This is a genomic window from Candidatus Pantoea floridensis (assembly GCF_900215435.1).
GTDB classification, from domain to species: Bacteria; Pseudomonadota; Gammaproteobacteria; order Enterobacterales; family Enterobacteriaceae; genus Pantoea; species Pantoea floridensis.
On sequence record NZ_OCMY01000003.1, the window covers coordinates 59,322 to 84,879 of the forward strand.

At 54.8% G+C, this 25,558-nt stretch carries 21 protein-coding genes and 1 pseudogene; 17 read left to right on the forward strand and 5 right to left on the reverse strand.

Going from position 1 to position 25,558, the window contains the following annotated elements; all coding sequences use genetic code 11:
* Nucleotides 1–21: 21 nt before the first annotated feature.
* Nucleotides 22–1,083, reverse strand: a complete 1,062-nt coding sequence (locus CRO19_RS24315) for a LacI family DNA-binding transcriptional regulator (RefSeq protein WP_320204557.1) — start codon at nucleotides 1,081–1,083, stop codon at nucleotides 22–24.
* Nucleotides 1,084–1,313: 230 nt separating this feature from the next.
* Between CRO19_RS24315 and CRO19_RS24320 the strand changes: the two genes are divergently transcribed.
* The 7 genes from CRO19_RS24320 (at nucleotide 1,314) to CRO19_RS24350 (ending at nucleotide 9,089) form a co-directional block, all read left to right on the forward strand.
* Nucleotides 1,314–2,348, forward strand: coding sequence for a Gfo/Idh/MocA family protein (locus CRO19_RS24320; protein ID WP_097098403.1), 1,035 nt, complete (start codon nucleotides 1,314–1,316; stop codon nucleotides 2,346–2,348).
* Nucleotides 2,345–3,517 (forward strand): Gfo/Idh/MocA family protein, encoded by a 1,173-nt coding sequence (locus tag CRO19_RS24325; RefSeq protein WP_097098404.1) that lies wholly within the window; start codon nucleotides 2,345–2,347, stop codon nucleotides 3,515–3,517. Before CRO19_RS24320 ends, CRO19_RS24325 begins: the two co-directional genes overlap by 4 nt.
* A gap of 11 nt (nucleotides 3,518–3,528) precedes the next feature.
* Nucleotides 3,529–4,515 (forward strand): inositol 2-dehydrogenase, encoded by a 987-nt coding sequence (gene iolG / locus CRO19_RS24330; protein ID WP_097098405.1) that lies wholly within the window; start codon nucleotides 3,529–3,531, stop codon nucleotides 4,513–4,515.
* Nucleotides 4,512–5,477, forward strand: a complete 966-nt coding sequence (locus CRO19_RS24335) for a sugar phosphate isomerase/epimerase family protein (protein ID WP_097098406.1) — start codon at nucleotides 4,512–4,514, stop codon at nucleotides 5,475–5,477. Before iolG ends, CRO19_RS24335 begins: the two co-directional genes overlap by 4 nt.
* 66 nt (nucleotides 5,478–5,543) lie before the next feature.
* Nucleotides 5,544–6,479 (forward strand): sugar ABC transporter substrate-binding protein, encoded by a 936-nt coding sequence (locus CRO19_RS24340; RefSeq protein ID WP_097098407.1) that lies wholly within the window; start codon nucleotides 5,544–5,546, stop codon nucleotides 6,477–6,479.
* A gap of 13 nt (nucleotides 6,480–6,492) precedes the next feature.
* A complete protein-coding gene (locus tag CRO19_RS24345) occupies nucleotides 6,493–8,034 on the forward strand; it encodes a sugar ABC transporter ATP-binding protein (RefSeq protein WP_097098408.1) in 1,542 nt (513 codons plus the stop codon).
* A 17-nt stretch (nucleotides 8,035–8,051) separates the two neighbouring features.
* Nucleotides 8,052–9,089 (forward strand): ABC transporter permease, encoded by a 1,038-nt coding sequence (locus CRO19_RS24350; protein ID WP_097098409.1) that lies wholly within the window; start codon nucleotides 8,052–8,054, stop codon nucleotides 9,087–9,089.
* A 428-nt stretch (nucleotides 9,090–9,517) separates the two neighbouring features.
* Here the strand turns inward: CRO19_RS24350 and CRO19_RS24355 are convergent, their stop codons facing one another.
* Together CRO19_RS24355 and CRO19_RS24360 are read right to left on the reverse strand one after the other, a co-directional pair.
* On the reverse strand, nucleotides 9,518–10,303 hold the full coding sequence (locus CRO19_RS24355) for an SDR family oxidoreductase (RefSeq protein ID WP_097098410.1): 786 nt from the start codon (nucleotides 10,301–10,303) through the stop codon (nucleotides 9,518–9,520).
* Nucleotides 10,304–10,356: 53 nt separating this feature from the next.
* Entirely contained in the window at nucleotides 10,357–11,253 is an 897-nt protein-coding gene (locus CRO19_RS24360) for a GntR family transcriptional regulator (protein WP_097098411.1), read from the reverse strand.
* A 233-nt stretch (nucleotides 11,254–11,486) separates the two neighbouring features.
* On the opposite strand from CRO19_RS24360, the gene CRO19_RS24365 reads away from it, so the two are divergent.
* From CRO19_RS24365 to CRO19_RS24395, 7 genes are read left to right on the forward strand one after another with little or no spacing between them, the layout of a single operon-like run.
* Nucleotides 11,487–12,257: an ABC transporter substrate-binding protein gene (locus CRO19_RS24365; protein WP_320204567.1), complete on the forward strand. Its 771-nt coding sequence runs from the start codon at nucleotides 11,487–11,489 to the stop codon at nucleotides 12,255–12,257.
* 20 nt (nucleotides 12,258–12,277) lie between these two features.
* Nucleotides 12,278–13,012 carry an amino acid ABC transporter permease gene (locus CRO19_RS24370; RefSeq protein ID WP_097098413.1) on the forward strand — a complete coding sequence of 245 codons (735 nt, stop codon included), beginning with the start codon at nucleotides 12,278–12,280 and terminating at the stop codon, nucleotides 13,010–13,012.
* Nucleotides 13,009–13,755 carry an amino acid ABC transporter ATP-binding protein gene (locus CRO19_RS24375; protein WP_097098414.1) on the forward strand — a complete coding sequence of 249 codons (747 nt, stop codon included), beginning with the start codon at nucleotides 13,009–13,011 and terminating at the stop codon, nucleotides 13,753–13,755. The genes CRO19_RS24370 and CRO19_RS24375 overlap by 4 nt, the downstream gene beginning before the upstream one ends.
* Before the next feature lie 13 nt (nucleotides 13,756–13,768).
* Nucleotides 13,769–14,944 (forward strand): M20 family metallopeptidase, encoded by a 1,176-nt coding sequence (locus tag CRO19_RS24380; RefSeq protein ID WP_097098415.1) that lies wholly within the window; start codon nucleotides 13,769–13,771, stop codon nucleotides 14,942–14,944.
* Nucleotides 14,941–16,011, forward strand: a complete 1,071-nt coding sequence (locus tag CRO19_RS24385) for a mandelate racemase/muconate lactonizing enzyme family protein (protein WP_097098416.1) — start codon at nucleotides 14,941–14,943, stop codon at nucleotides 16,009–16,011. Before CRO19_RS24380 ends, CRO19_RS24385 begins: the two co-directional genes overlap by 4 nt.
* Before the next feature lie 2 nt (nucleotides 16,012–16,013).
* On the forward strand, nucleotides 16,014–17,183 hold the full coding sequence (locus CRO19_RS24390; RefSeq protein WP_097098417.1) for a M24 family metallopeptidase: 1,170 nt from the start codon (nucleotides 16,014–16,016) through the stop codon (nucleotides 17,181–17,183).
* 9 nt (nucleotides 17,184–17,192) lie between these two features.
* Nucleotides 17,193–18,116 (forward strand): dihydrodipicolinate synthase family protein, encoded by a 924-nt coding sequence (locus CRO19_RS24395; protein WP_097098418.1) that lies wholly within the window; start codon nucleotides 17,193–17,195, stop codon nucleotides 18,114–18,116.
* Here CRO19_RS24395 and CRO19_RS24400 read toward each other — a convergent pair.
* Nucleotides 18,100–19,122, reverse strand: coding sequence for a glutamine amidotransferase-related protein (locus tag CRO19_RS24400; RefSeq protein ID WP_097098419.1), 1,023 nt, complete (start codon nucleotides 19,120–19,122; stop codon nucleotides 18,100–18,102). The genes CRO19_RS24395 and CRO19_RS24400 overlap by 17 nt on opposite strands.
* A 68-nt stretch (nucleotides 19,123–19,190) precedes the next feature.
* Here CRO19_RS24400 and CRO19_RS24405 point away from each other — a divergent pair, with 68 nt between their 5' ends.
* A complete protein-coding gene (locus tag CRO19_RS24405) occupies nucleotides 19,191–20,399 on the forward strand; it encodes a pyridoxal phosphate-dependent aminotransferase (RefSeq protein WP_097098420.1) in 1,209 nt (402 codons plus the stop codon).
* 628 nt (nucleotides 20,400–21,027) lie between these two features.
* Here the strand turns inward: CRO19_RS24405 and CRO19_RS24415 are convergent.
* Nucleotides 21,028–21,786 (reverse strand): hypothetical protein, encoded by a 759-nt coding sequence (locus CRO19_RS24415; protein WP_320204558.1) that lies wholly within the window; start codon nucleotides 21,784–21,786, stop codon nucleotides 21,028–21,030.
* A gap of 273 nt (nucleotides 21,787–22,059) precedes the next feature.
* Between CRO19_RS24415 and CRO19_RS24420 the strand changes: the two are divergent.
* Together CRO19_RS24420 and CRO19_RS24430 are read left to right on the forward strand one after the other, a co-directional pair.
* Nucleotides 22,060–22,512: pseudogene (locus CRO19_RS24420) on the forward strand (GNAT family N-acetyltransferase).
* Nucleotides 22,513–23,418: 906 nt separating this feature from the next.
* Nucleotides 23,419–25,404 (forward strand): ParB/RepB/Spo0J family partition protein, encoded by a 1,986-nt coding sequence (locus tag CRO19_RS24430; protein ID WP_097098422.1) that lies wholly within the window; start codon nucleotides 23,419–23,421, stop codon nucleotides 25,402–25,404.
* Nucleotides 25,405–25,558 lie beyond the last annotated feature (154 nt).

The window sequence follows — 25,558 nt, forward strand, 5'->3', positions numbered from 1 at the left end:
ATTCAGTAAATAAATCATTCGTCAGTCGAACCACGAATTTTTGTTATAAATCTGCAGCGCCGTTTTAATGTCGTTGCAGCTATGCCCGGCTCTGATTTTTTTCAGAATAGTAATGCAGTGCTGAATTTCCTGCTGAACATCGTGACCGAGGACAATGTCCATTTCCCCCGTGTCCAGCAGAGTGCGGGTAAAACTGCTAAGTTCATGCCCCACAAAAAGCACTCGATCAGACACCCCAAATTCTGTTAATGCTTTGGCCACACCGCGGTTGCCTCCAGCCATATTGTAAATACCTGCCATAGGTTCATGCTCCAGCAGAAATTTTCTCACGCTCATGTATGCCCCTTCCGCTTCATCATTGAAGTTAACGCGTTCAAGGATATGTAAGTGGGGGTATTCAGTACGGAGCACCCGGCGGAAACCAATCTCGCGCTCTTCCTGAGTGCGATAATTGGCGCTGAAGAGCAGGAGGATTTTGCCTGACTTTTTCGGCAGCATTTTTCCCATCAGCCAGGCTGCAGTCGCGCCCGTGCTGACCTGATCTACTCCCACATACGCTGTGCGCCGTGAGTTTGGTAAATCGGTGGTCAGGCAGATAACCGGAACGCCGCGATCTACTGCTCCCCGCACGGCGCGATTGACCTTAGCCTCATCACGGGAGACAAGAATAATTCCGTCACATTCTTTCGAGCGGCTATGAATCAGCGCGCTGAAGCGCTCTGCATTAACCTGAATATTGGGAATGCTGTCAAAAGTAAACCGATACTCTTTATGCTCACTGATAAACTTTTTAACTTCTCTTTCAATAATCGTAATAAAGCTTGAACCCGCCTCGCAGATAAACGCAATACGCTGGATCGGAAGATCGGAGTGTAATTCCTGGCTTTCTTGCAGCTCTTTAATTGCAGCCATCACCCGGCTTCGCGTTTTTTCCCTCACGCCTGGTCTGTCGTTTATTACCCGGTCTACCGTAGCCGTCCCCAACCCGGCGAGCTCCGCTATCTCAGCAACCGTAGGTCCACGTCGGTAAAGCTTATCGTTCATCATTGATGTTAAACCCATCATTAAATCAACATGATTCATAATATCCTTTAATTTAGGAAAATCAAAATTCTATAAATATATGTAATTATTGACTTATTATCAAAAAGATGTATTTAACATCAATTTTATGTGTGATGAATATCATCATTTTGACATCATTTATTTCTAGTTGATTGACTAAAAATCTGCTGAGAGCGATCTATAACGTCACATTTATTTTACTTTCGCAGTACGGCGAAAAATTTAATGGCACTCAGTCTGAGAGGTAAATGATGTCAAACCAAAGCGTTAAGAAAGTGAACAATCCGGTTCGCTGGGGGATTATCAGTACCGCTAACATCGCGTGCGCCAAATTAATTCCGGCGATGTTAGCGAGTGAATATTGTGAGGTGAAAGCCATCGCGTCCCGTTCTCCAGAAAAAGCCAGGGAGAAGGCTACGCAATTTGGCATCGAGAAAGCTTACGGCAGCTATGAAGAGCTACTGGGCGATCCTGAAATTGAAGCGGTCTATGTGCCCCTGCCAAACGATCAGCATATTGATATGGTGATGATGGCAGCGGCGCATGGAAAGCATGTTTTGTGCGAAAAGCCCATCGCGCTCAACGCTAACGAAGCGCTTCGCCTGCGCGATATTCCTCAGTCTCAGCTGGTCGCTGAAGCCTTCATGGTTCGTCATCATCCGCAGTTCGACACTCTTCGTCAGCACCTGCGCAGCGGAGAACACGGCAAACTGCAGACCGTCCAGATCCTGCTCTCTTTCATGCTGGATAATCCAGGCGATTTCCGCTTCGACTCGAAGAAAGGTGGCGGTGCGCTATTTGATCTTGGTTGCTACACCGTGATGACCGCCCGCTATCTGCTGGGTCGCGAGCCAGAGCGCGTCTTCTGCTCAATGGCCCGCTCAGCGGACAACGGCACCGATGAAACCACGCATGCCATTCTGGATTTTGGTCAGGGGCAGCAGGCTACGCTGACGGTTGGCCTCAAAATGGCCGCATCGCAGCGCGTTCAGGTGGTATGTGAAAAATCCCTTCTGGATCTCTCTGCCCCTTACGTTCCCGGAAAAGGCTCCCCAGCCACGCTGTGGATTGACTCTCATGCAGGCCTTGATGATGCCGCACCGCAGCCGCGCGTACTGCCGGTGGTTGAACAGTATCAGTGTGAGGCCACCAACTTCTCCCGTGCTGTGCGCGGCGAAATCGTCCCCGAGTTTGGCGTGGAAGATGCTATTTGTCAGATGCGCGTGATGGATGCGCTGTTTGCTTCCGCGGAGTCAGGTCAGTGGCAGGAGGTGGCGAAATGAAAACGCTGAACATTGCCATTATCGGCGCCGGCATGATCGGTGCTGCGCATGCTTCAGGCTACCGTGCCCATCAGGCACGCCTGAGCGGACCAGACTGCCAGTTCGTGCTTCATACCGTATGCGATGCGCGTGAAGACGCCGCTCAGGAACTCGCGCGGGTGTGGGGATTTGCTCATGTGGCCAGCAACTGGCAGGCTGTGCTGGATAACCCTGAAATTGATGTCGTCAGCGTCGCGCTGCCCAACATCCTGCATGCAGAAGTCGCCGCCGCTGCGTTGCGCGCCGGTAAGCACGTGCTGTGTGAAAAACCGCTGGCGCTAACGGCCGCGCAGGCTAAAGAGCTGACCGATCTGGCAGCGTCAAGCAAAGGCATCAACGGCAGTGTCTTTAACTATCGCCGCATTCCCGCCATTTCTATGATTAAGGAACTGATTGAGCGGGGAGAAATCGGCACACCTACTCACCTGCTGGTTCAGTATCAGTGCGGTTACGCCGCCGATCCGCTGCTGCCACATAGCTGGCGCTACACGGAGAGTCGGGCAGGCGGTGGTGCGCTGCACGATATTGGCGCGCATGCGATCGATATTGCCCGCTTCCTCTGCGGTGAGATCACCGAAATTGTGGGCGCGACAACCGACACCTTTATCAAACAGCGTTATCTGCCGCTGACCGCGAACGCCGGACACAGCCACGTTACCCTCAGCGATAAGACAGAGGAAGTTGATACCGATGACATTAGCTCCTGCGTCATGCGCTTTGACAGCGGCTGCCAGGGCCTGTTTTCTGCCAGTCGCGTGACGGTAGGAATGGGGAATACCCTTTCATTCACGCTCACGGGAAGCAAAGGAACGGTGCTGTTCAATTCTGAACGTCCGGGCGAATTCAGTATTGCGCGCGCCTCGGTGGAAAAGGGCGCTTTCATTACTCAGGCAAACAATCCTTCATTCCCTTATCTCAGCGACATGATCCCGGTACCACACGACGGCGTCGCGATTGGTTACGCCGAGGGGTTTGGCTTCATGATTGCCGAATTCATGCAGGCTGTTGCGCAGAATCAACCTTACAGCAAAGGCAGCTTTGCCGATGGCCTTGCGGTCGCGCTGGTGCTGGAAGCCATTCAACACGCTGCCCGCGATCGTCGTCCGGTAGCCATCAACACGCTCAAATAAAGGAGTTCCTCATGTTTAACGTAGCCCTTTTTGGTGCCGGACGTATTGGACAGATCCATGCCGGCAACATTGCAGCTCACCCGGATTGTAAGCTGGTTCGCGTGGTTGACGTCTATCAGCCAGCAGCAGAAGCGCTCGCTGAAAAGTATGGCGCACAGGCCAGTACGCTTGAGGATGCTCTTAAGGACAGCAGCGTTAATCTCGTCGCAATCTGCAGCGCGACAGACACGCATGCCGACCTGATCGAAGCCGCCGCCCGCGCGGGTAAAGCCATTTTCTGCGAAAAACCGGTCGATTTAAGCCTTGAGCGTGTGGAGCGCTGCCTTGCCACCGTGCGTGAAGCGGGTGTACCACTGATGGTGGGCTTCAACCGCCGCTTTGATCCCAGCATGGCCGGACTTCAGCAGGCGCTGGCGGGGGGCGAGATAGGTGAACTTGAGCTGGTGACCATCAGCTCCCGCGATCCGGGTGCGCCATCGCCGGAATATGTCAAAACATCCGGCGGTCTGTTCCGCGACATGACCATCCACGATTTTGACATGGCGCGCTGGCTGCTACAGGAAGAGCCGGTCACCGTGTTTGCCAGCGCCGCTGCGCTGATTGACCCACAGATTAAAGCACTCGGTGACGTGGACACGGCGGTGATCACCCTGACCTGCGCCAGTGGAAAAATGGCAGTGATCACTAACAGCCGTCGCGCAAGCTATGGCTATGACCAGCGCATTGAGGTGCACGGCAGTAAAGGCATGCTCTCTGTGGCCAACCATCCCGAGAGCAGCCTTATCAAATCGGTGGCAGAAGGCGTGGTGGCGCAGAAGCCTATGCACTTCTTCCTGCAGCGCTACGGCGATGCCTACCGTCTGGAGCTGGCAGGACTGGTTGAACATCTGAAAACCAAATCAGCTATCCAGCCCTCGGGTGAGGACGGTCTGCAGGCGCTGCGCCTGGCCGACGCCGCGCTTGAGTCGCTGAAAACCGGCGCAGCGGTGCAGCTATGAAAGTCGGCATGGTGACGGACAGCCTGGGTCATCTCAGCCAGGACGACATGTTGCGCGCTGCGGCAGAACTCGGACTGAGCCATGTCGAATTCTGCTGCGGAAACTGGTCTTCAGCGCCTCATCTTGACCTCAGGGCATTGCTGTCCAGTGCAGATGCGCGCCGGAATTTTCTGGCGAAGGTGAGCGATCACGGGCTGAGCATTTCAGCCCTGAATGCCAGCGGTAACCCTCTTCATCCGGGCGCCAGCGGTAAAGAGCATGAAGCCTGCGCCGATGCCACGCTGGAGCTGGCGGGATTACTCGGTATCGACAGAGTGGTGATGATGTCGGGGCTGCCGGGCGGCCCCGGCGATCAGTGGCCTAACTGGATAACCGTGGCGTGGCCGCCTTTCTGCGGGCAGATCCTCGACTATCAGTGGAATGAAGTGGCGATCCCGTGGTGGAAAGAGCGGGTCAAACTGGCTAACCGTCACGGTGTCAGCCGCCTCTGCATTGAGTTTCACGGCGGGCAGCTGGTTTACAACGTGCCGAGTTTCTGGCGTCTACGCGAAGCAGTGGGTGAAACCGTCGGAGTGAACTTCGATCCGAGTCATCTGATCTGGATGGGAGCCGACCCGCTCGCCTGTATCCATGAGCTGGGTGACGCGATCTATCACGTTCACGCCAAGGATACCTGGGTTAATCACCGGCAGACGGCGCTGACCACGCGGTTAGAAAATCTTCACGGCAGTAAAAACCGGGAACGGGCGTGGAACTACGTCACGCTGGGATACGGTCAGGATGAGCAGTGGTGGAAACAGTTCTGTTATCACCTGCGTCAGGTGGGCTATGACGATGTGCTGAGTATTGAACATGAGGACGCCATCATGGCGCGCGACGAAGGCGTGCTGAAATCAGTTTCGCTGCTAAAACGCTGTCTGGCGGATGCTGCTTCAGATTATACGCTGCCTGATATCGGCTGATTCTTTGACGTAAAAACAGGGCCACCCTGGTGGCCCAATAATAAACTCACGAAAGAAGAGAACATCATGCGTAACCCTACAAAAAAACTGATTACCCTGCTGTGCATGTTGCCCCTCTCAGGCTCGCTCTTCGCTGCCACACCTCAGATTGGCGTAGCGATGTCTGCCTTTGATGACAACTGGCTGACGATTCTGCGAAGTGCCATTGCCGATGAAGCCAAAAAAGAAGGTGCGGCCGTTCAGATGGAAGACGGCAAAAATGAGGTGGGCACCCAGCTCAACCAGATCCAGAACTTCGCCGCTTCCAGCCTGCAGGCAATTATCGTTAATCCTGTCGACAGTACCGCGGTGCAATCTATTACTGATGAAGCAAAAGAAGCCGATATCCCGCTGGTTTACGTGAACCGTGAGCCGGCCAATATCGCGATGCTCCCTGATAATCAGGCGTTCGTGGGTTCCAGCGAAATCGAAGGCGGTACGCTTCAGGGCAAAGAAGTCTGCCGCCTGCTGAACGGCAAAGGCAATGTACTGATCATGCAGGGCGACCTGGCACAGCAGTCCGCCGTACTCCGCACCCAGGCCGTTGAGGACGTATTCAAAAAAGCGCCCTGCGATGGCATCAAAGTCGTGGACAAGCAGGTTGCGAAATGGACGCGTACCGGCGGCAACAACCTGATGACGAACTGGCTCTCAACCAACCTTAAGTTTGATGCCGTTGTGGCGAACAACGATGAGATGGCGCTGGGTGCCATTCAGGCTCTTCACGCCTCCAACCGGGATATGAAGACGGTGGTGGTCGCCGGTATTGATGCCACAGTGGACGCACTGAACGCTATGAAAGCGGGCGATCTTGACGTCACCGTCTTCCAGGACGCCACGGCACAGGGGCGTGAGGCAATGGTGACCGCGATGAAACTGGTGAAAGGTGAAAAGGTGCCAAAGCGCGTACTAATCCCTTATCAGCTGGTAACGCCGGCGAATATGAACCAGTTTATGAAATAACCGGGAGGCGCTTATGACTACCCTGATATCACCCGTGCGCCCTAAGGGCGCACCAGTTCCAACACCGGACTGGAACTATGTGCTGGAGGTTGAACAGGTGCGCAAAGCCTTTCCCGGCGTTGTTGCGCTTGATGATGTTTCACTGAAAATCAAACCCGGTTCCGTTCATGCCCTGATGGGCGAAAACGGCGCGGGAAAATCTACGCTGATGAAGATTATTTCTGGCATGTATCAGCCCGATAGTGGCTGTATCCGTTTGCGTGGAGAAGAGATTGTTCTGACAAGCCCGCTTGCTGCACAGCAGGCGGGTATCGCAATGATCCATCAAGAGTTGTTACTGATGAACTCTATGACGGTGGCGGAAAACATCTGGATACGCCGTGAACCGCGCAATAGGTTTGGGCTTATCGATCATGATGCGATGCACGAGCAGACAGATGCATTGCTCTCGCGGTTGAAACTGGACCTTGATCCGGAGTCCCTTATCAGTGAGCTCTCCATGGCGAGTCGGCAAATGGTTGAAATTGCCAAAGCCGTTTCTTTAGATGCAGACGTGTTGATCATGGATGAGTCCACATCCTCCATAACTGAAACCGAAGTGGCGCACCTGTTTAATATCATCCGTGACCTGCGCGACAGTGGTATTGGCATTGTTTACATCACGCACAAAATGAACGAGCTGTATGAAATTGCGGATGAATTTACCGTCTTTCGCGACGGTAAGTACGTCGGCACGCATGACGCGAGCAGCGTGACGCGTGAAGAAATCATCAAAATGATGGTGGGGCGCGAAATCACACAGCTGTTTCCCAAAGAAGACGTGCCGATGGGGGACGTGGCGCTGAGCGTCGAAGGCCTCACGCTTGATGGCGTATTCCAGGACGTCTCGTTCGATTTGCGCGCCGGTGAAATTCTGGGATTCGCAGGGTTGGTGGGCTCAGGACGTTCCAATGTGGCAGAGACCCTGTTTGGCGTCACGCCAGCAACCGCAGGCACAATTGCGCTGTCCGGCAAGAAAATGGTGATGTCGTCAGCTTACAAGGCGATCAGGCACGGCATGGCAATGCTCACTGAAGATCGTAAGGAGACTGGCTGTTTTCTGGCGCTGGATATCCAGGAAAACATGCAGATCGCGGCAATACATGAAAACTACTGCCATAGCGGCATTGTTGATGAAGCCAGGCTTGAGGCGGACTGTAATGATATCTGCCAGAAGTTGCGCGTTAAAACGCCCAATATGCACGAGTGCATTGAGAATCTTTCAGGTGGAAATCAGCAGAAGGTACTGATATGTCGCTGGCTGCTGACTAAGCCCCGCATCCTTATCCTTGATGAACCCACCAGAGGTATAGATGTTGGCGCTAAGTCCGAGATTCACCGGCTGATTGTTGAGCTGGCACGACAGGGCGTAGCCATCATTCTGATTTCATCAGAACTCCCGGAAGTGCTCGGCATGAGCGATCGCATCCTTGTCATGCATGAGGGCAGGGTAACCGGCATCGTTGACGCAGCAACAGCCGATCAGACATCCATCATGAGTCTGGCGGCTCATTAACGGCAAGTGAGGAAATTATGACCATGTCATCCACAGATAACATTCAGCCTGCTCCGGCAAGGCGGAAAAAGCGCCTGCCAACCGAAGTCAGTATTTTTCTGGTTTTTCTGGGTATCGCCGCGCTTTTTGAAATTGCAGGATGGATTGTTGTCGGCCAGAGCTTCCTGTTCAATCTGCACCGTTTGCAGATTATTATTTTACAGGTTGCCGTCATTGGCATCATCGCCGTAGGTGTAACGCTGGTGATCATCACCGGCGGTATTGACCTTTCCTCCGGATCGGTTGTTGCCGTCAGCGCGATGATAGCCGCAACTTTCGCCCAAAGTTCTCTCTGGCCCAGGGTGTTTTATCCCGGCATGACAGACCTTCCGTTTTTTGTTCCGCTGGGCGTGGGGTTGATTATTGGTGCCGCTGCAGGACTGGTAAACGGCCTGCTTATCAGCCTCACTAAAATACCGCCGTTCATTGCCACGTTGGGCATGATGGTTGCAGCTCGCGGTGTCGCAAACTGGTATACAGAAGGCAGCCCGGTCTCAGGCTTCACTGAGGGCTTTGCCTGGCTGGGTAACGGAATGGGACGATGGGCACCGGTGGTCATTTTCATTGTTGTCGCGCTGCTGTTCCATCTCATCATGCGCTATACCCGCTTTGGCAAATTTACCTATGCCATAGGCGCCAACCTGCCGGCCGCACGCGCGTCAGGGATTAACATCGAACGTCACCTGATTAAAATTTACGTCATTGCAGGTCTTCTGGCCGGGCTGGCAGCGATGGTGGCGATTGCACGCATCAAAACTGCACAGGCTGGTATGGGCATGATGTACGAGCTGGATGCGATTGCCGCTGCTGTTATTGGTGGGGTATCTCTTTCGGGTGGTCGTGGACGTATTCTTGGCACAGTTATTGGCGCCCTGATTTTAGGCGTAATGATGTCCGGATTTACCTTCCTGCGCGTGGATGCGTACTATCAGGACATCATCAAAGGCATAATCATCGTACTGGCCGTTGTTGTCGACCAGTATCGTCAGTCTCGTCGGGTCAAAAAGAAAAGTTAGCCACCTCAGAGTGGCAATGTAGAGTCGGTTGGCGCTCCTCTGGGGGCGCTTTTTTTCAATTACCACCCCCGAACCTGTCCCCAAAATAGTGGCCAGAGATTGTTGTCAGCAACGTCCGCTTTTGGCACAGAACGGACAGATACTCAGATACGTGTCCGCTATAAGCAGTCTGCGGACATTGCTAACATCGCAATGTATTAATTTTTTTCGGAAAAAATGCTTAACTGGCCCCCATTAACCTTTGTGTTAATGAGGGCCAGTTAAGTAAAGATTGAATCTTCAAGCCGATGTCCATAAATGCGCGCACTACGAAAATCGAGCACGATCATCATAGGGCCACCATTTATGGCGATCGTAGAATGATTAACTGGCAGGCGGTTTGCCTATTTTTTCCTGCTTTAATGACTCTCTATACGCGCGTTATGATCTTAAACCGCGTCGATCATCCCACCATCAACCCGCATTATGCTGCCCGTGATATAACTGGCCTGCTGGCTGGCGAGGAAGGCGGCAGCAGCGCCGTACTCATGCGGAAGGCCATAGCGTCCAGCCGGAATACCCTGACGACTCTTCTCCGCAATGGCATCGGTGGTACTGTTTTCGCGTTTAGCTTTGATGGCATCCAACTGGCTAACGCGATCGGTGGCAATACGTCCCGGCACCAGCACATTCACTGTGACGCCTTGCGCCGCCACTTCGTTGGCCAGCGTTTTGGACCAACCTAGCAGGCTCATGCGTAGCGCGTTGGACAAGGCCAGATTGGCAATCGGCGCAATCACGCCAGAGGACGTTGAGGTGATGATGCGGCCCCAGCCGCGTTCACGCATGCCCGGCAATACTTTGTCGGTTAACTGCATCAACGATGCCACCATCAATGAGAAATGTTGTTGCCAGACCGTACTGTCGGTGCCCGCTGCCGTGGCCGGGGGAGGGCCGCCCGAGTTATTCACCAGAATATCCACGTCACCCCAATGCTTGGTGATATCCGCTAAGACTGCCTCGAAGGTGTCGGGCTGCGCTAAATCCAACGGCCAGGCATGCGCTTTACCACCTGCGGACTGAATCATCGCCACAGTGGCGAGCAGCTTTTCCTGATTGCGACCGGTTATCGCGACTTTGACTCCCTCCTGTGCCAGTGACAGCGCCATTGCCTGTCCTAAACCACTGCCAGCACCACACACCAATGCTACTCGACCACTAATTTGCAAATCCATCATGTTCTCCTGAATTGTATTTTCAGAGTCTGAATGTGCAAAATCGGTGCCGACTATGCACCTGCTTTGCGAATTTGCACCAGGTCGTAGGCACATTGCAAATGCGCACGCATCAAATCCGCCGCCTGCTGCGCTTTGTTATCGCGCAGTGCATCAAGAATGGCAACATGCTCTTCACACCACTCATTTACCCGGCGCTTATTATGATAGCTGCCGAACTCCAGCAGGCGACGCAGGCGGTTTTGCTGCTGGATAGCCTGGAGCACGAACAGGTTACCGCTGGCTTCGGCCAGTAGCTCATGGAACGAGGCATCGGTTTCAAAGATCTCGCGGGCGGGCACCTGGGTGATATCCGCATGGGTGATTAAACGCAGGTGCTGCGCGCGCAGGCGTTTCAGCAAGGCGCGATCCACGCGCAGCTGCGGGCTGAGCAGAGCGGCGGGTTCAATCATCAGGCGGAAACCATAACTGTTGCGCAGCGCGACATCGCTGTTCAGCGTCTGCTGAAATCGCCAGCCATGCCCGGCGTTGCGGGCAATAAGTCCATCCTCTGACAGCTTCACCAACGCGCGCGTTAGCACGCCGCGATCCACCTCATATCGCAGGCTGATCTCGGTCTGGGTAAAGGATTCCGGCAACAGGCCAGCGATATGATCGCGTACCAGTAATTCATACAGCGTCTGGTCACTGCTCTGTGGTGGTTCAATCGCCAGCTGCTGCAGCTCCTCAACGCTCTTGAGCAGGTAGAAACCCTGATTGGGCCGGGCTTCCACCGCGCCGAGACGGGTTAACTCTTTCAGTCCGGCACGCACAGGCGTGCGGGAAACGCCTAGGGCATCGGCCAGATATTGCTCACGTAAATGATGACCTGGATCGAATCTTGCTTCGTATATTAGGTCAAGCAGTTGTCGTGCGATACGGCGACCGCTGGCAGAAGCGTCAGGCTGCATAGAAATGGGTTTCCTGAAGTGTATTATTGTGAACAAGACATACAATAACATACCGGTCAGGTTGCCGCGATATAAAGCAAACACTGCACAGAGACTGTGCATGATGCACCAGGAAGAGACGTTTTGTTGTATTTATAATTGTACTTTGTGACTCACAAAAACCAATTTTAAACGTTAGCCAGGAGAAATTTATGTTCAGCACTTCTATTAAAACACTACGCCTGTTGGGATGGATGTCGACGCTGGCGGTGATGCCTTTCGCCAGCCAGGCGGCTATCGGTGATGTGGCCCCCGGTAAACTCACCTATGGCACCGCCGCCACCTTTATGCCGTTCGAGTTCGTCAAAGACGGCAAGCTCACCGGTTTCGATATCGATCTGATTACTGCGCTCAGCAAGTCGCTGGAACTGCAACCCGCGCCGCTGCCGATGGAGTTTAAAGGGTTGATCCCGGCGCTTCAGGGCAAGCGCCTCGACATCATCAACTCCGCGATGTACGTCAACCCAACCCGTGCCGAGCAGGTGGATTTTGTGCCGTACCTGAAAATCGGCAGCCGAGTGGTGGTACGCAAGGGCAACCCGGCGGGGATCACCGGACGTGACCTGTCTCTGTGCGGCAAAAACATCGCGGTGACACTGGGCGGTATTGAGGAGAGCCAGGCGCGCGTGGACAACAAACACTGTGTCGATGCTAAGAAGCCCGCCATTAATGTGATGACATTCCCGGCCGCCACCGATTCTGCGGTGGCCGTGGCGCAGGGTCGCGCTGATGCGGAGTTCCTGTCTACGCCGGGCACGGTCGCGCTGTTTAGCGAAAAGCCAGGCGTATTTGAAGCAGCAGGCGAAGAGTTCGAAGCGGACACCCACATCGCTTTCGCGGTGCGTAAAGGCGATACCGAGACCAAAGCGCAGCTGGAGAAAGGGCTGCAAAAACTGGTGAAAGACGGCACCTATAAGCAACTGATTGAGAAATGGAACTTCCCGGACTCCGTTGCCATTTTCTAACCCGTTGACCGGAGAAAGCTATGTCGATCGATTTAATGTGGCAGTACTTCCTCTCACCTGAGTTCATCAAAGGTGCGTGGATGACGCTGTTAATTACCCTGTGTTCACTGTTGTGTGGCGTGGTGCTGGGGCTGGTGCTGGCGTTGTTGCAGGAAGCACCGTTCCGGGCGGGCAAGGCGCTGGCATTTTTCTATCTGTGGCTGTTTCGTGGCACGCCAGTGCTGTTCCAGATCATCTTTGTCTACAACGTGCTGCCAGGTTTCGGCCTGCGTTTCTCCGCGTTTACCTGTGCTGTGCTGGCGCTCTCACTGAATGAGGGCGCCTACATGGCGGAGATCCTGCGTTCAGGGCTGCAGGCGGTTAAAAGCGGCCAGCGGACGGCGGGGATGGCACTGGGCATGACCAATGCGCAGATCATGCGCAAGATAGTGTTGCCGCAGGCGGCGCGCATCGTGCTGCCGCCGATGGGCAACCAGATGATCAGTATGCTGAAGTCGAGCGCGCTGGTGTCGGTAATTGCCGTGCAGGAACTCTTGCTGGTGGCCAACCAGACCGCCAGCGCGAGCTTCCGCTACTTTGAAGCGCTGTGCGCCGCCGGGATTTACTACCTGCTCCTCACCAGCCTGTTCATGATTTTCCAGTCATGGTTAGAGCGCGTGCTTGATCCTAAACAGCGCCGCAGCAAGCAGCAAAAAGCCCTGGCACGCAAAACCACGCCGGCGAAAACCGGCAAAACCGTTGGAGGTGTGTCATGAGCCATCAGACTAAACCCTTGCTGGAGATGATTGGTATCGACAAAACCTTCGGCAAACAACAGGTACTCAAAAACTGTTCGCTCAGCGTGCAGCGCGGTGAAACCGTGGTGCTGATTGGCCCCTCGGGATCGGGCAAATCGACCCTGCTGCGCTGCGTCAACATGCTGTCACCTGCCGATAGCGGCGATGTGTTCTTTACCCGCCAGAACATCACGCGCGGTGAAGTGCCGCCGCATCAGTTACGGCAGCGCATTGGCATGGTGTTCCAGAACTACGAGCTGTTCTCGCATCTCACCGCCGCGGAAAACATCATGCTGGCGCCGATGACGGTGCTGGGCATCAACCGCATTGAGGCACGCAAGCAGGCCGAAGCGCTGCTGGCAAAAGTGCACATCCACGAACGGGCCGATCACTTCCCCGATGAACTATCCGGCGGCCAGCAGCAGCGCGTGGCGATTGCTCGTGCGCTGGCGATGAAACCGGAACTGATGCTGTATGACGAACCCACTTCGGCGCTCGATCCCGAGATGATCCGCGAAGTGCTGGACGTGATGGCGGAACTCAGCGCCGAAGGCATGACCAGCATGGTGGTGACGCACGAAATGGGCTTCGCGCGCCGCGCAGCCAACCAGATTTTGTTTATGGAAGAGGGCGAGATTCTGGCGCGCGCCAGCGCCGATGATTTCTTTACCGGTCAGGTCAGCGAACGCGCCAGGCGCTTCCTCGACCAGATCCTTCATTAATTGCGGAGTGAATATGAGCCTTTATCAGGTAGACAGCGTGCGCATGAAGCGCGATTTAGCCGCGCTGGTGGCAATCAATACGGAAAACCCACCCGGCCAGGAGCGTGAAGCCGCCGAATGCGTGGCGGGCTGGTTGCGTGCTGTGGGTTTCGATTTGTCATTCAGCGAATACGCGCCGGGGCGCACCAACGTCATTGCGTTGTTGAAAAACGGTGCCGGTCCTTGTTTTGCCTTCAACACCCATCTCGACACTGTCCCGGCTGGCAGCAGCTGGAGCAGCGATGCCTTCACTCTGACCGAGCGCGACGGCAAGCTCTACGGACGCGGCGCGTGTGATGCTAAAGGGCCGCTGGTGGCGATGGTGGAAGCGCTGCGACTGCTGGCCGCCAACCGTCAGCACTGGTCTGGCACGCTAATGGGCGTGTTCACCGCAGATGAAGAGGTCGCGAGTGAGGGCGCGAAGTTCTACGTCAAAGACGCCCCGCCAGCGATTGATTTCGCGGTGATTGGTGAACCGACCTCCAACGCCACCTTCTCAGCGCACAAAGGCAGCCTGCGCCCGCGCGTCAAAGTTAAAGGAGTGACGGCGCACTCGGGTACTCCCGAACTCGGCGTTAACGCCATCTACCAGTCGGCCAAACTGTTGGGGCTGATTGAAGAAGCGCATCAGCAGCAGGTGCGATGCCGCTGCCACGCGATGGTGGGCAACGCCAGCCTGACGGTGACGCGTATCCACGGTGGTCACGCTGACAACGTGGTGCCAGACAGCTGCGAACTACTGCTCGATCGCCGCATGGTGCCCGGTGAAAGCGAAGAAGCGGTGAAAGCGGAACTACAAAAGTTGCTCGAGCACGCCAACGTATCGGCTGGGATTGAAGCGGAGATTGTTGCCTGGCAGGCCACCACCGGCGGCGCAACGGAAACCGACAGCAACGAAGCGATTGTGCAGCACAGCCTGGCGGCCTGCCGTCGTCATGGTCAGCCAGAAGCGGGGCCGTTTGGCTTCCAGGGCGGCTGCGATTTGGTGCACTTCCGTGCGCTGGGTGCCAAAGGCGTGGTGATTGGCCCTGGCAGCTTGGCGGTGGCGCACAAGCCTGATGAGTTTGTGCCGGTAGAAGAGTTTATTGCTGCGGCATCTATTTACCTCGACGTGGCGCTGGCAATGCTGCCGCTGGAGTCTGCGCTGTGAAGATCACCCTGTGGCGCGGCGAACTGCACTATGCGGGCGTCACCCTGCACACTGCCGCCTCCGGTGCCATAAACGCGCTGGATACGCTGTGGCTTCAACTGGACGACGCCATTGGCGAAGTGCGTCTGAACATCAGTTACCTGCACGGCTACAGCGCGAAGCAGGTGTTACAGGATGTCACCCGCGCGCTATCAGAGTGGAGCAGCAACGATGACGCCCAAACCTTATTAAACCGAACTGCCGCCGATGCCGGTCTGCTGGCACCGACGCGCATGCTGCTGGATATGGCGCTACACGATCTGCTGGCGAAAAGGGCAAAGCAATCTTTGGCGCAGTGGCTGGGAGCCGCACCTTGTGCTGCATCGTTCGCCACCAATCAAACCCTGTTCTGGGGCAGTGAAGCCCAGATGCTGCAACAGGCGCAAGGCTACGTAGAGCGTGGCTTTATCCAATTAAAACTGCGCACCGGCGTGGCGGATATCGCCACCGATCTGGCGCGGCTGCAACGGCTGCGCGCCGAGTTTGGAGCCGATATTTCCCTGGCGATAGACGTTAACGGCCAGTGGACGCTGGAGCAGGCACAGCGCGCTTTCCCGACGCTGCGTGAACTCGATTTAAGCTACGTCGAGCAGCCGCTGGCGGTGAGCGATGACGCGCAACTCGGCCAGCTCTCTACCTTCGGTGTGCCAATCATGCTGGATGAGAGCCTCAACAGTGCGGCGGCGATTGACCGCTTAATTGCGGCGGACGGGGCGCTGTGGGGCCACCTCAAGCTGGTCAAACTGGGTGGTATTGCACCGACGCTGGCGGCTGCGCGTCATCTGCAGGCCGCTGGCGTGCCCTTCATGATCGGCCAGATGAACGAAGGCCACGCGGCGACGGCGGCGGCACTGCAACTGTGTCGCGTGCTGCAACCGGAGTATGCCGAACTCTATGGCGCCGATGGCCTGACAGATGATCCCGTCAGCGGTTTGCACTATCAACACGGCAGCGTGCAAGTAACGGATTCTTACGGCCTGGGCGTGCAGTTCGATGCCACCCGCGCCACTTTCCTCAAGGAGTTTTAGTGATGCAACAGCTCAATAATGTGATTCAGGGCAGCGAATCTGCTTTTGCTGCAGAAGAGTACGCCAGCCGCATCCAGCGCACGCGCGAACGCTTAAACGCGGCCGGTGTGGACGTGATGATTGTCACCGGGCCAGAAAATATTTTCTGGTTAACCGGCCAGCAAACCCCCGGTTATTACACCTTCCAGGCGCTGCTGCTGCCGGTAGAAGGGGAGCCGGTGTTTGTGATCCGCCAGCTCGAATATTTCAACTTTATCGCCAACACCTTTATCTCCGACGCGGCCATTTATCAGGATGGCGATAACCCGGTGGACTTCCTGTTCGCCGTGTTGCAACAGCGCGGCTGGCTCAATAAACGAATCGGGCTGGATAAACGCGGCTGGTTCCTGCCGATTGCGGTGTATGAGGCGCTGCAAAGCAAGCTCGGCACCATCGCGGATACCGCGGGAGTGATCGAACCGCTGCGCGCCATCAAGTCGGCGGCGGAGGTGGAAAAAATTGCCACGGCGGCACGCTATGTTGATGCGGGTATGGAGGCCGGAATGGCGGCGGTACGCGCGGGGGCGGATGAGAACGCCCTGGTCTCGGCGATGATGGGCGCGGCGATTGCCGCCGGTTCTGAGTATGTCGGGATGGAGCCGCTGGTCTCCAGTGGCCCGCGCAGCGGCGTGCCGCACGGCACCTGGCGTCGTAGGGTGATCAAAGATAACGATCCGGTGTTCCTCGAAATGGCCGCAGCGCACGATCGCTACCATGCGGCGCTGATGCGCTCGGCGTGGATTGGCCGCCCACCGGCTATCGCGCTGGAGATGGAGAAAGTGTGCCAGGAAGCCCTGCAGGCGGCACTGGATGCGATTCGTCCGGGCGCGACCTGTGCCGATCCGCACATCGCCTGTCAGAAAGTGATCGATCGCGCGGGCTTTACCGACAACTTCAAAAAGCGTACCGGCTACTCGATCGGCGTCTCGTTCGCGCCGGACTGGGGCGAAGGCGGCCTTCTCAGCCTGTACAGCGGCGTCACCACTGAACTCCAGCCAGGGATGACCTTTCATATTCCCCCGGCGCTGCGCATCTACGGTGAATTCACCGTGGGCGTGAGCGAAACCGTGGTGGTGACTGAATCCGGCTACCGTCAGCTCGGCTCGCTGGCGCGTCCATTAACTCTGCTGTAAGGAACTGTTATGAAAGATATTATCGAATGTCGTGAACGCCTGCGTGGCATTTTCAACATCACCGTCACGCCCTTTACCCCCGCGGGCGGGATCGATTTTCCTGCGCTGCGTGAAAACATTGAGCGCGTCATTGGCCTGGGTTATGACGGCCTGTTGATTGGTGGCACCTACGGAGAATTCCCGGTGATGTCACTGGCGGAACGCCGTGAACTCTTTGCCAACGTGATGGAATGCGTACAGGACCGCGTGGCGGTGATGCTGTGTAGCGCGGCGTCGGACCCGCGTGAAGCGCGTGAACTGACTGAAATGGCAGGAGAGTTGGGTGGTCTGCCGATGGTCACCGCGCCGTTTGTCAGTGAAATCACTGACGAGCAAATTTTCAGCTATTTCCAGGAGGTGGCACCGTTGTCGCGTACCGGGATTCTGGTTTACAACGCGCCGGGCATCGGTATCACACTGTCGCCTGCGTTGCTGGAGCGTCTGGCCGATATTCCTGGCGTGGTCGGTATCAAACAGGGTGATTTGAACCCCACGGCGATTGACCAGATTGCTAACCGCCTGCGCGGCAAGCTGCGTCTGTTCTGCGCTTCGGACCTCGCTTTCCTCGGGCCGATGATGGCCGGATTCGACGGCATCAGCACCACCAACAGCGGAGCGCTGCCAGAGCTGGTATTGGCCACCTTCCGGGCGCTGGAAAAGGGTGATGCGGCTACAGCGCGTGACCTGCATCAGCTGTGGTTTGATTACCGCACCCTGGCGCGTCAGCACGGTCAACCCCAGCTGGTGAAGGCGGCGATGGCGCTGCGAGGCTTTAACGGCGGCACGGTGCGCGCCCCGTTGAAACCGATCTCAGAATCGGCACTGGCGGCGCTGACCAGCGTGATGCACAAGCTGGCCAGCGACAGCCGCACCGGCGTTATGCTGTCACGTTAATCACCGCTTGCAGGAAGGCGGTGAACAACGGGTGTGGGGCATCAGGACGTGACATCAGTTCGGGATGACCCTGCACCCCCAGCCAGAAGGGATGCGAGGCGCTGCGAATCGCTTCGACGATAGCGTCGGTTTGCACCGTTACGTCAATGCCGCCCGCTTGCAGTTGCGGCAGTAGGCGCGGATTAAAGCAGTAGCGATGGTTATAAGGCATGCGGTCATAAGGTGCGGCAGCCGGATAGGCAAACAGGCCGCAGCGGTGGCGCAGATCGTCAAAGCGCACAAAGCTGTGCAGCGGCGCGTCAGGTGCCACCTCGGCGAGCATGGCGTTTTCATAGCCAGTGGCTTGTTGCACCACTGCCGTACACATGCTCTGCATGCCAAGACACAATCCGAGTGTTGGGATGTCACGCTGCAGCGTGGCTTTGGCCACCGCGATTTGCCCGAGCACCGCAGCCATCGACGAACCGCCTGGCAGCACCACGCCGTGCAGACCGTCCAGCTCATGCAGATCTGCGCAGAGTTCAGCAGGAGGCAGTAAGCAGACATCCAGCGCGACCCCTAGCTGCCGCGCCCCCGCTTGCAGTGACATCAGGTTCGCCGGGTAGCTGTCGCGCTGATCGCGCTCGCGCCCCATCAGACCGATGCGCAGCGTGCGCTCACCCGTGGCTGCGGTCTCCCGAAACAAAGGCAGATCGCGACTAAAGCGGCGATCTCCTTTGAGGTTGGCGATACGTGATGCATCGGCGGCTGCCAGCACGATCACCGCGTCTTGCAAAGGCAGCTGACTGACATCAGTGACTTCATGTTGCAGTGTATCGCTGAGGAACAGGCCGCTGGTGACGCAGTAGCCCGCCGCCGCCACGTGCTGATGGCTGTCGGGATACTCGTCACTGAAGTTGGGGCGTAGGCTCCATAACGGCAGCGACTGTTGATTCGCCAACAGGCTGGCGGCGACACCGAACTGCGCCGGGTTGTGGGCATCATCAAGAATGAAGAGAAGTGACACAGTAAATTTCCTGTTGTTGTTGGGTGGTTACTTGTATTAGTTGAAACAATATATACAAAAGAGGATTTATGAACAGTCAGCAACTGGCCCGACGTATGCAGCGTGTCCGCCCGTCGCCCACCGCCACCATTTCCGACCAGGTGCGCGCCCTGGAAGCGGCAGGCAATGCAGTGATTAACCTGGGAGAAGGGGAACTGGATTTTGCCACGCCCGCCAATATCAGCTACGCCGGGATTGCCGCCATCGTGCAGCAGCAAACCAAATACACCGCAGTCTCAGGTACCAGCGAACTGAAACAGGCGATTTCCAATAAGTTTGCGCGTGATAATCAGCTCAGTTTTAACCCGCAGGAGATCATTGCGGGCAGCGGAGCCAAGCAGTTGATTTTCAACGCGCTGCTCGCCACGCTGGATGCCGGACAGGAAGTGATCATCCCCGCGCCGTACTGGGTTTCCTATCCCGATATGGTGACGCTGGCTGAAGGGGAGCCGGTAATTGTGCCGTGCCATGAGCAGCAGGGCTGGAAGTTGCAACCTCAAGACTTAGCTGCAGCACTGACGCCCGCCACTCGTTGGGTGATCCTCAACTCGCCCGGCAATCCTACCGGGGCCGTCTACAGCGCACAGGAGTTACAAGCGCTGGCCAATGTGCTGTCCGGACATCCTCAGGTGCTGATTATGGCGGATGATATCTACGAACCGCTGCGTTATGACAACACACCGTTCAGCACCTTCGCGCAGGTGGCACCGCAGCTTGCCGACCGCACCTTGACTATCAACGGCGTCTCCAAAAGTCACGCCATGACCGGCTGGCGACTGGGTTACGCGGCGGGTCCGGCATGGCTGATCAATGCCATGCAAATCTTACAATCGCAGAGCACCTCAAACCCGAGCAGCATTTCGCAGGCGGCAGCGGTGGTGGCGTTGCAGCAGCCCGCAACATTTTTGGCGGAGTGGATTGCGGTGCTCGATCGCCGTCGCCAGCAGGTACTGGAGACTATCGCCGCCAGCAATGGCTTGAGCGCTAGCGCACCGCAAGGGGCATTTTATATCTTTGCCAACTGCACCGCGCTGATTGGCCGCAGCACGCCTCAAGGTGAAGTGTTGGCCAATGATAAAGCCGTCGCCAGCTGGCTGTTGCAGGATGCCCAGGTGGCGCTACTGCACGGTTCAGCGTTTGGCACACCGGGTTATCTGCGTATTGCTTATGCGGTGGAGGATGGTCTGCTGAGAGAGGCGTGCCAGCGCTTAAAAGCCTCTTTATCGAAGTTATCGTAGCGTTCTCGTAGGGGCAGCCTTCGGGCCGCCCCTTGCCGCCGATCACTAATCATATCGCCTGTGGTCAGCCCCTACCCGCGCAAAATTCTATTATGCGGTTGCACCGGAACCCACAGTAACAGAGCTTTTTCGCGCCAATAATCCGGAGGAAACTGCGGGGGAGCAGCGATGTCTCAATGGCGTGCCAATGAAACGATTTGGTTAGCCGGATGAGATTGCGGCAACTATCGCAGTTCTTATGTCTGAGGATGCGGCGTTGATTACAGCTCAGACGCTATATATGTGGATGGCGGTGCATTAAGAGGAAACTGAATTTTCTGAACAGGCAAATAATGAAGGGGGGCTTTATTTGCCCCTCAACAGTACCTGTGAGTTTTCTAAATGAATGTCTCCTAATGGCACGAAGCGGTAAGGTCCGCTATGAGCAATAAGCGGACATTCGTAATTGAGTCGCCATGGATCTTGCTAACCATACCGTGTATATCTACTGGGAACAGGTGATATTTAACAAATTGTGCATTTTAGTACTCATGCTTTGGTTTAATGAACATATTATAATAAATCGCCGTCAGAGTGTTAGGTATGCAGAACAGGATCAGTATTGATGATTAGCGAACCGGTAGAGGGACTAGGTACAATCATCTTTTTTCTGAGTAGACATTTTTAATGGCGGGCCTAGCCACCTAGCGATTAACCAGTCATGATGCAGATGCCCATCTTTTGAAAAAAGATCCTTTCCCTGTGATAGTTTAAAGTTGAAGGTATGTTTATCACTGTTTTCGCCAGTAAAAAGGTTGGCAACAACTTCAGTGTGGGCGCCATAATAGTTTTCAAAAATCTTATTAAGGTAGTCAACATAAAATGTTTCATGTATCCCAATAGGATCGTCTAAGAATAAATGTATCTGACTTACAGGAAGGAGATCCATAAGGTTGTGCAAATTTTCAAGCCGGATTGCACCGCCTATCTCAATTTCTACGGTATCGCCAGGTCTAATAGCCAGTGGAGTATTCACGTTAGCATCTGCACCGAATACACATTTCCCTTGTGAACCAGCTTTACCTTTCCCTGAATACATACCGCCCACTATGTCTGCATCGGCGCTAATTAACATAAGCGGCTCCTTGCCATAGTTCCTGACAGTTAGAATAAGAAAAGCATCATCAACGGAATGTCTCACTAAAGGCGATATTCTGAAAGGTTGAAGGCGAGCGTTGATAACTTTTAGCGGTTCAGGACGGAATACATTAGATATCATGCTCCAGCTATCATGTATAGCGTTAATGCCAGTTGCAATCGCAACTGTAACTACCGCGCTAGGAACAACATATTTAATCCACTTTGTTTTGAAAAAATAAAGTAGATTGTTAGAAAAATTATTACGCAAAAATTTTTCCTTAACTTGCATTTCTAAATAGCATATCTACATGGTCTCATACACGCTAAAAAAATAAAATATTAATCGCCCCTGATTCTTGGAGGACCAAAATCATGAGCGAAAACCTTAAGTCAGACCTGAAGACAGCTCCTATTGTTTGCAACGTCCGCTTCTTGCACAGAGCGGACATTGATGGCATTAGATGTATGAGAGTGCCATTGTCATACTGGACACAATCGTCATTCTGTCCAGACTATGCAGATTGAAATCACTGGAAGAATCATGGACATCCCACTAACAAACGTCACCCCGGACAACCTAGGATTTGCAGAGTTAAGATCGCAGAGCATGGCTGAAGGATTTAACATGTTACGCCGACTGGAAGATAACTGGCTTAGCGGACAGAACCGCTTTGATAAACCCGGAGAAAAACTAATTGGGGCTTCTGTAGATGGATTAATAGTTGGCGTTTGTGGACTCAACATCGACCCATTTACGCTAAAAACTGGCATCGGACGTCTGCGACATCTCTATGTAGACTCAGGATGGAGAAAAAGGCAGGTTGGTAGTGTCCTGCTCAGTGAGATACTTAAGGATTCTGGCCACTGACTTGATTTTATCAACACAAACGCGCCTCCATCGGCATTCACTTTCTATGAACGAGCTGGTTTTGTTGCTTTAACTGGCGTAGAAAAAGTCACGCACCATCTATGCCTCAGAGACTCAGTGCGTTGATACAGTCACGTCCTGAATAGACCGCATATTCTGTCCAGTGAACCACTTTTCAGGAACGTCTGCCGAGATACAGCCCTGACCTAACCAAACCGAACCACTTTCAGGAAAATCAGAACCAATACAGTTAATTCTGTGCATCCCTGGACAAACTGCGTTTCTGACCAGGAATGCAGAACGGAAACTGAAACATCTTCAATAAATCAAAGGGACTGACTGGCAGCTTTGAGCGAGAAGCGAATATGGGAGTTTGAGTGGTGTTTGACCATCAATCTCATCACATTCATGACCTACACCCCGTTCATTAACACACCGCGATCTTAGTAATGTCTTCATAAGCCATATGATGACATCCTCATGACGCACCTCCCGCTTGCAGCAGCCGTTCCGGCTGCGCCGCGGTCGCGCCGTGTCCGGCGCTCTCACCATCCCGGCTATAACACCAACTGCGATCGCCGGGATGTAAGGCGCAATGCCGTTTCGCGCTGCCGCGCTTCCCGCCATTGCGACGACCCCTGCCGAATTATTCCCGGATCCATTTCACCGTTTAAGTACCTCTCGCCGGGGCTGATACAAGCACAACCCGCTTTGCTGTCCATGGGACGGCAGGCCTTTCGCAGCAAATATTTCCCGGCCATTCCGCAGGCTCCATTAGACCGGAAAATTTTTCCCGCTCACCCCCGGACATCTGCACCGGGCCATGCTCGTTTACGCCCTCGCGGCGAAGGTTCTCAAACGGGTGAAGGTCATACCAAGGGAACAGTCAGGCAGGTTCCGCAAAAACGTCAACACCGCGGCTCCCGTAACTCAACGGGTGATGGGCTAAAAGGCAAGGGCAGTAATCAGGTGCCCTGTATGAGCGCTAACTTCGCAGGGCAGGCAGTCATCAATAAATAAGGGATATCAGCAATGTCAGCAGCCGATGTTAAAACAGTGAACGATAAGAAAGCCACCGTTAAGAAAACCAGCGCAGCGGAGAAAGCCGCACTAAAACTCGCTCTCGATGCAGCAGGAATGGAATTTGTTCCGCTGTCCGATCTTGTTAAATCTCCGCTTAACGCACGTTCGCTCCCATATCCGGTTGAAAGCGTTCGTGGGCTGGCCAACACCATTGAAGCCATCGGTCTGCTGCACAACCTGGTGGTACATACTCTTCCTGACGGGAAATCCGGCGTAGCAGCTGGCGGTCGCCGCCTGACCGCGATGCAGCTGCTGTGCAGTGAGCAGCGCCTTAGCGAGGACCATCCCGTTGCAGTTAAGCGTGTTTCTGAGGAACTGGCGCTGATTGCCACGGTGGCGGAAAACGAGCAGCGCGTGGCAATGCATCCTGCTGAACAGATCCACGGTTTCAGTAAGCTGGCAGCCCAGGGTAATACCGCATCACAAATCGGTGCAGAACTTGGTTTCAGTGCCCGCCATGTTCAGCGCATGCTTAAGCTGACCAATCTGGCACCCTCACTGCTTACACTGCTGGCAGAAGACAAGCTTAATGTTGAGCAATGTCAGGCTCTTTGCCTTGAAGACGATCAGGTTCGCCAGGTTGAGGTATTTGAGAGTGTATGTGCCAGCTGGTCACATGCTCCCGCTCACGCACTCAAAACGCGCATCATTGATACGGAAATCAGCCTTACCAGCCCGCTTTTTGAGTTCGTTGGTCGTGAGGATTATGAAGTGGCAGGCGGCGTGGTGCGTGAAGATCTTTTCAGTCAGCAGGAAGGCGAGGGTACGGCTGAACGTGCACTGACTGAGCGCCTTGCTCTGGAAAATCTCAGTAATGCCGCGCGTGAAATTGAACAGCGCGAAGGCTGGGCGTGGAGTATGGGGCGTTTATTAGAGGTCAGTCATTACGGTGAAGATGGTAAGTTTTACGTTATTGCTGACGAACCTGAATCAGTCTACACCAAAGAAGAATCTGCACGACTCGATGAGCTGCAGGATAAATACAACGAAATTAATGAGCCGGGCCCAGAGCTGGATGCCGTTGAAGCTGAAATTAATGCAATTGAACAGGCCGCAGGAGCCCGGGCATGGACTGATGAAATGAAAATTAATGCGAGTGTAGTGGTCAGTCTCCATTATGGCGAAATTACCATTCAGCGCGGCGTACGCCGTAAAGCTGACCTGACTGAAACCCCAGAAACTGAAATGTCTGGCAGCATCTTCGGTCATCGCGATCCGGACGTAGCTGAAGGCGTGAGCCTGCCTCAGCTAACAAAAATGTCCTCAGAGCGGACACTTGCCGTACAGGCAGCGCTGATGCAGCAGCCTGAAAAAGCCGTGGCGCTCATGGTCTGGCGTCTGTGTTCACAAGTCTTCTCTCGTAGTTGGGGGATTCAGCATCCATTCAGCATAAACATAACCGTATCTCATTCATCACTTACTGCTGATGCGCCGACAGGAAAAGATGGCGCGGCATTTATTGCGCTAATGCAGGAGAGAGCTCGCCTCGAGGCGCTACTTCCGGAAGGGTGGGAGCAGGACTTCACCACGTTCTTCGCCCTTGAGGGCGGCGTGTTGATGTCACTGATGGCCTACTGCACCGCCTGCTCTGTGAACGGTGTTCAAACTCGCGAATGCCAGCGCACTTCAACCAGCAAGCTGAATACGCTGGAAACCGCTATTGGTTTCCATCTGCGTGACTGGTGGCATCCGACTCGTAAAAACTTCTTCGCAGACATGAAGCACGCGCAGATAGTTGCGGTGCTTAAAGATGCTGGCCTGACTGGCGCTGCTTCTGATGCTGAAAAAATGAAGAAGGGAGATGCTGCTGATCTCGCTGAGGCTCATTTCCAGAATACCCGATGGGTACCTGACTGGATGAAAGCCCCTGAGCAAAAAACGACTGTGCTGGCAGATATCACACCTGACACTGATGGGCCCGCGCACGCGGCCTGATAAGGAGTGCCGCCCTGCGGGGCGGCAGAAAGGACACAATGATGAATCAGAACATCATATGGTGCGATGGTCAGCTGCAGGAGACAAAGGATGTTGGTTATCCACAGAAACGGGGGATAAAGGTGTGAGTAATGGACAGAAACATCTGAACGTC

Excerpts from the sequence above, each read along its gene's own strand:
- CRO19_RS24315 (WP_320204557.1), bottom strand. The coding sequence starts at position 1,083 with ATGAATCATGTTGATTTAATGATGGGTTTAACATCAATGATGAACGAT.
- CRO19_RS24320 (WP_097098403.1), top strand. The coding sequence starts at position 1,314 with ATGATGTCAAACCAAAGCGTTAAGAAAGTGAACAATCCGGTTCGCTGG.
- CRO19_RS24325 (WP_097098404.1), top strand. The coding sequence starts at position 2,345 with ATGAAAACGCTGAACATTGCCATTATCGGCGCCGGCATGATCGGTGCT.
- iolG (WP_097098405.1), top strand. The coding sequence starts at position 3,529 with ATGTTTAACGTAGCCCTTTTTGGTGCCGGACGTATTGGACAGATCCAT.
- CRO19_RS24335 (WP_097098406.1), top strand. The coding sequence starts at position 4,512 with ATGAAAGTCGGCATGGTGACGGACAGCCTGGGTCATCTCAGCCAGGAC.
- CRO19_RS24340 (WP_097098407.1), top strand. The coding sequence starts at position 5,544 with ATGCGTAACCCTACAAAAAAACTGATTACCCTGCTGTGCATGTTGCCC.
- CRO19_RS24345 (WP_097098408.1), top strand. The coding sequence starts at position 6,493 with ATGACTACCCTGATATCACCCGTGCGCCCTAAGGGCGCACCAGTTCCA.
- CRO19_RS24350 (WP_097098409.1), top strand. The coding sequence starts at position 8,052 with ATGACCATGTCATCCACAGATAACATTCAGCCTGCTCCGGCAAGGCGG.
- CRO19_RS24355 (WP_097098410.1), bottom strand. The coding sequence starts at position 10,303 with ATGGATTTGCAAATTAGTGGTCGAGTAGCATTGGTGTGTGGTGCTGGC.
- CRO19_RS24360 (WP_097098411.1), bottom strand. The coding sequence starts at position 11,253 with ATGCAGCCTGACGCTTCTGCCAGCGGTCGCCGTATCGCACGACAACTG.
- CRO19_RS24365 (WP_320204567.1), top strand. The coding sequence starts at position 11,487 with ATGTCGACGCTGGCGGTGATGCCTTTCGCCAGCCAGGCGGCTATCGGT.
- CRO19_RS24370 (WP_097098413.1), top strand. The coding sequence starts at position 12,278 with ATGTCGATCGATTTAATGTGGCAGTACTTCCTCTCACCTGAGTTCATC.
- CRO19_RS24375 (WP_097098414.1), top strand. The coding sequence starts at position 13,009 with ATGAGCCATCAGACTAAACCCTTGCTGGAGATGATTGGTATCGACAAA.
- CRO19_RS24380 (WP_097098415.1), top strand. The coding sequence starts at position 13,769 with ATGAGCCTTTATCAGGTAGACAGCGTGCGCATGAAGCGCGATTTAGCC.
- CRO19_RS24390 (WP_097098417.1), top strand. The coding sequence starts at position 16,014 with ATGCAACAGCTCAATAATGTGATTCAGGGCAGCGAATCTGCTTTTGCT.
- CRO19_RS24395 (WP_097098418.1), top strand. The coding sequence starts at position 17,193 with ATGAAAGATATTATCGAATGTCGTGAACGCCTGCGTGGCATTTTCAAC.
- CRO19_RS24405 (WP_097098420.1), top strand. The coding sequence starts at position 19,191 with ATGAACAGTCAGCAACTGGCCCGACGTATGCAGCGTGTCCGCCCGTCG.
- CRO19_RS24430 (WP_097098422.1), top strand. The coding sequence starts at position 23,419 with ATGTCAGCAGCCGATGTTAAAACAGTGAACGATAAGAAAGCCACCGTT.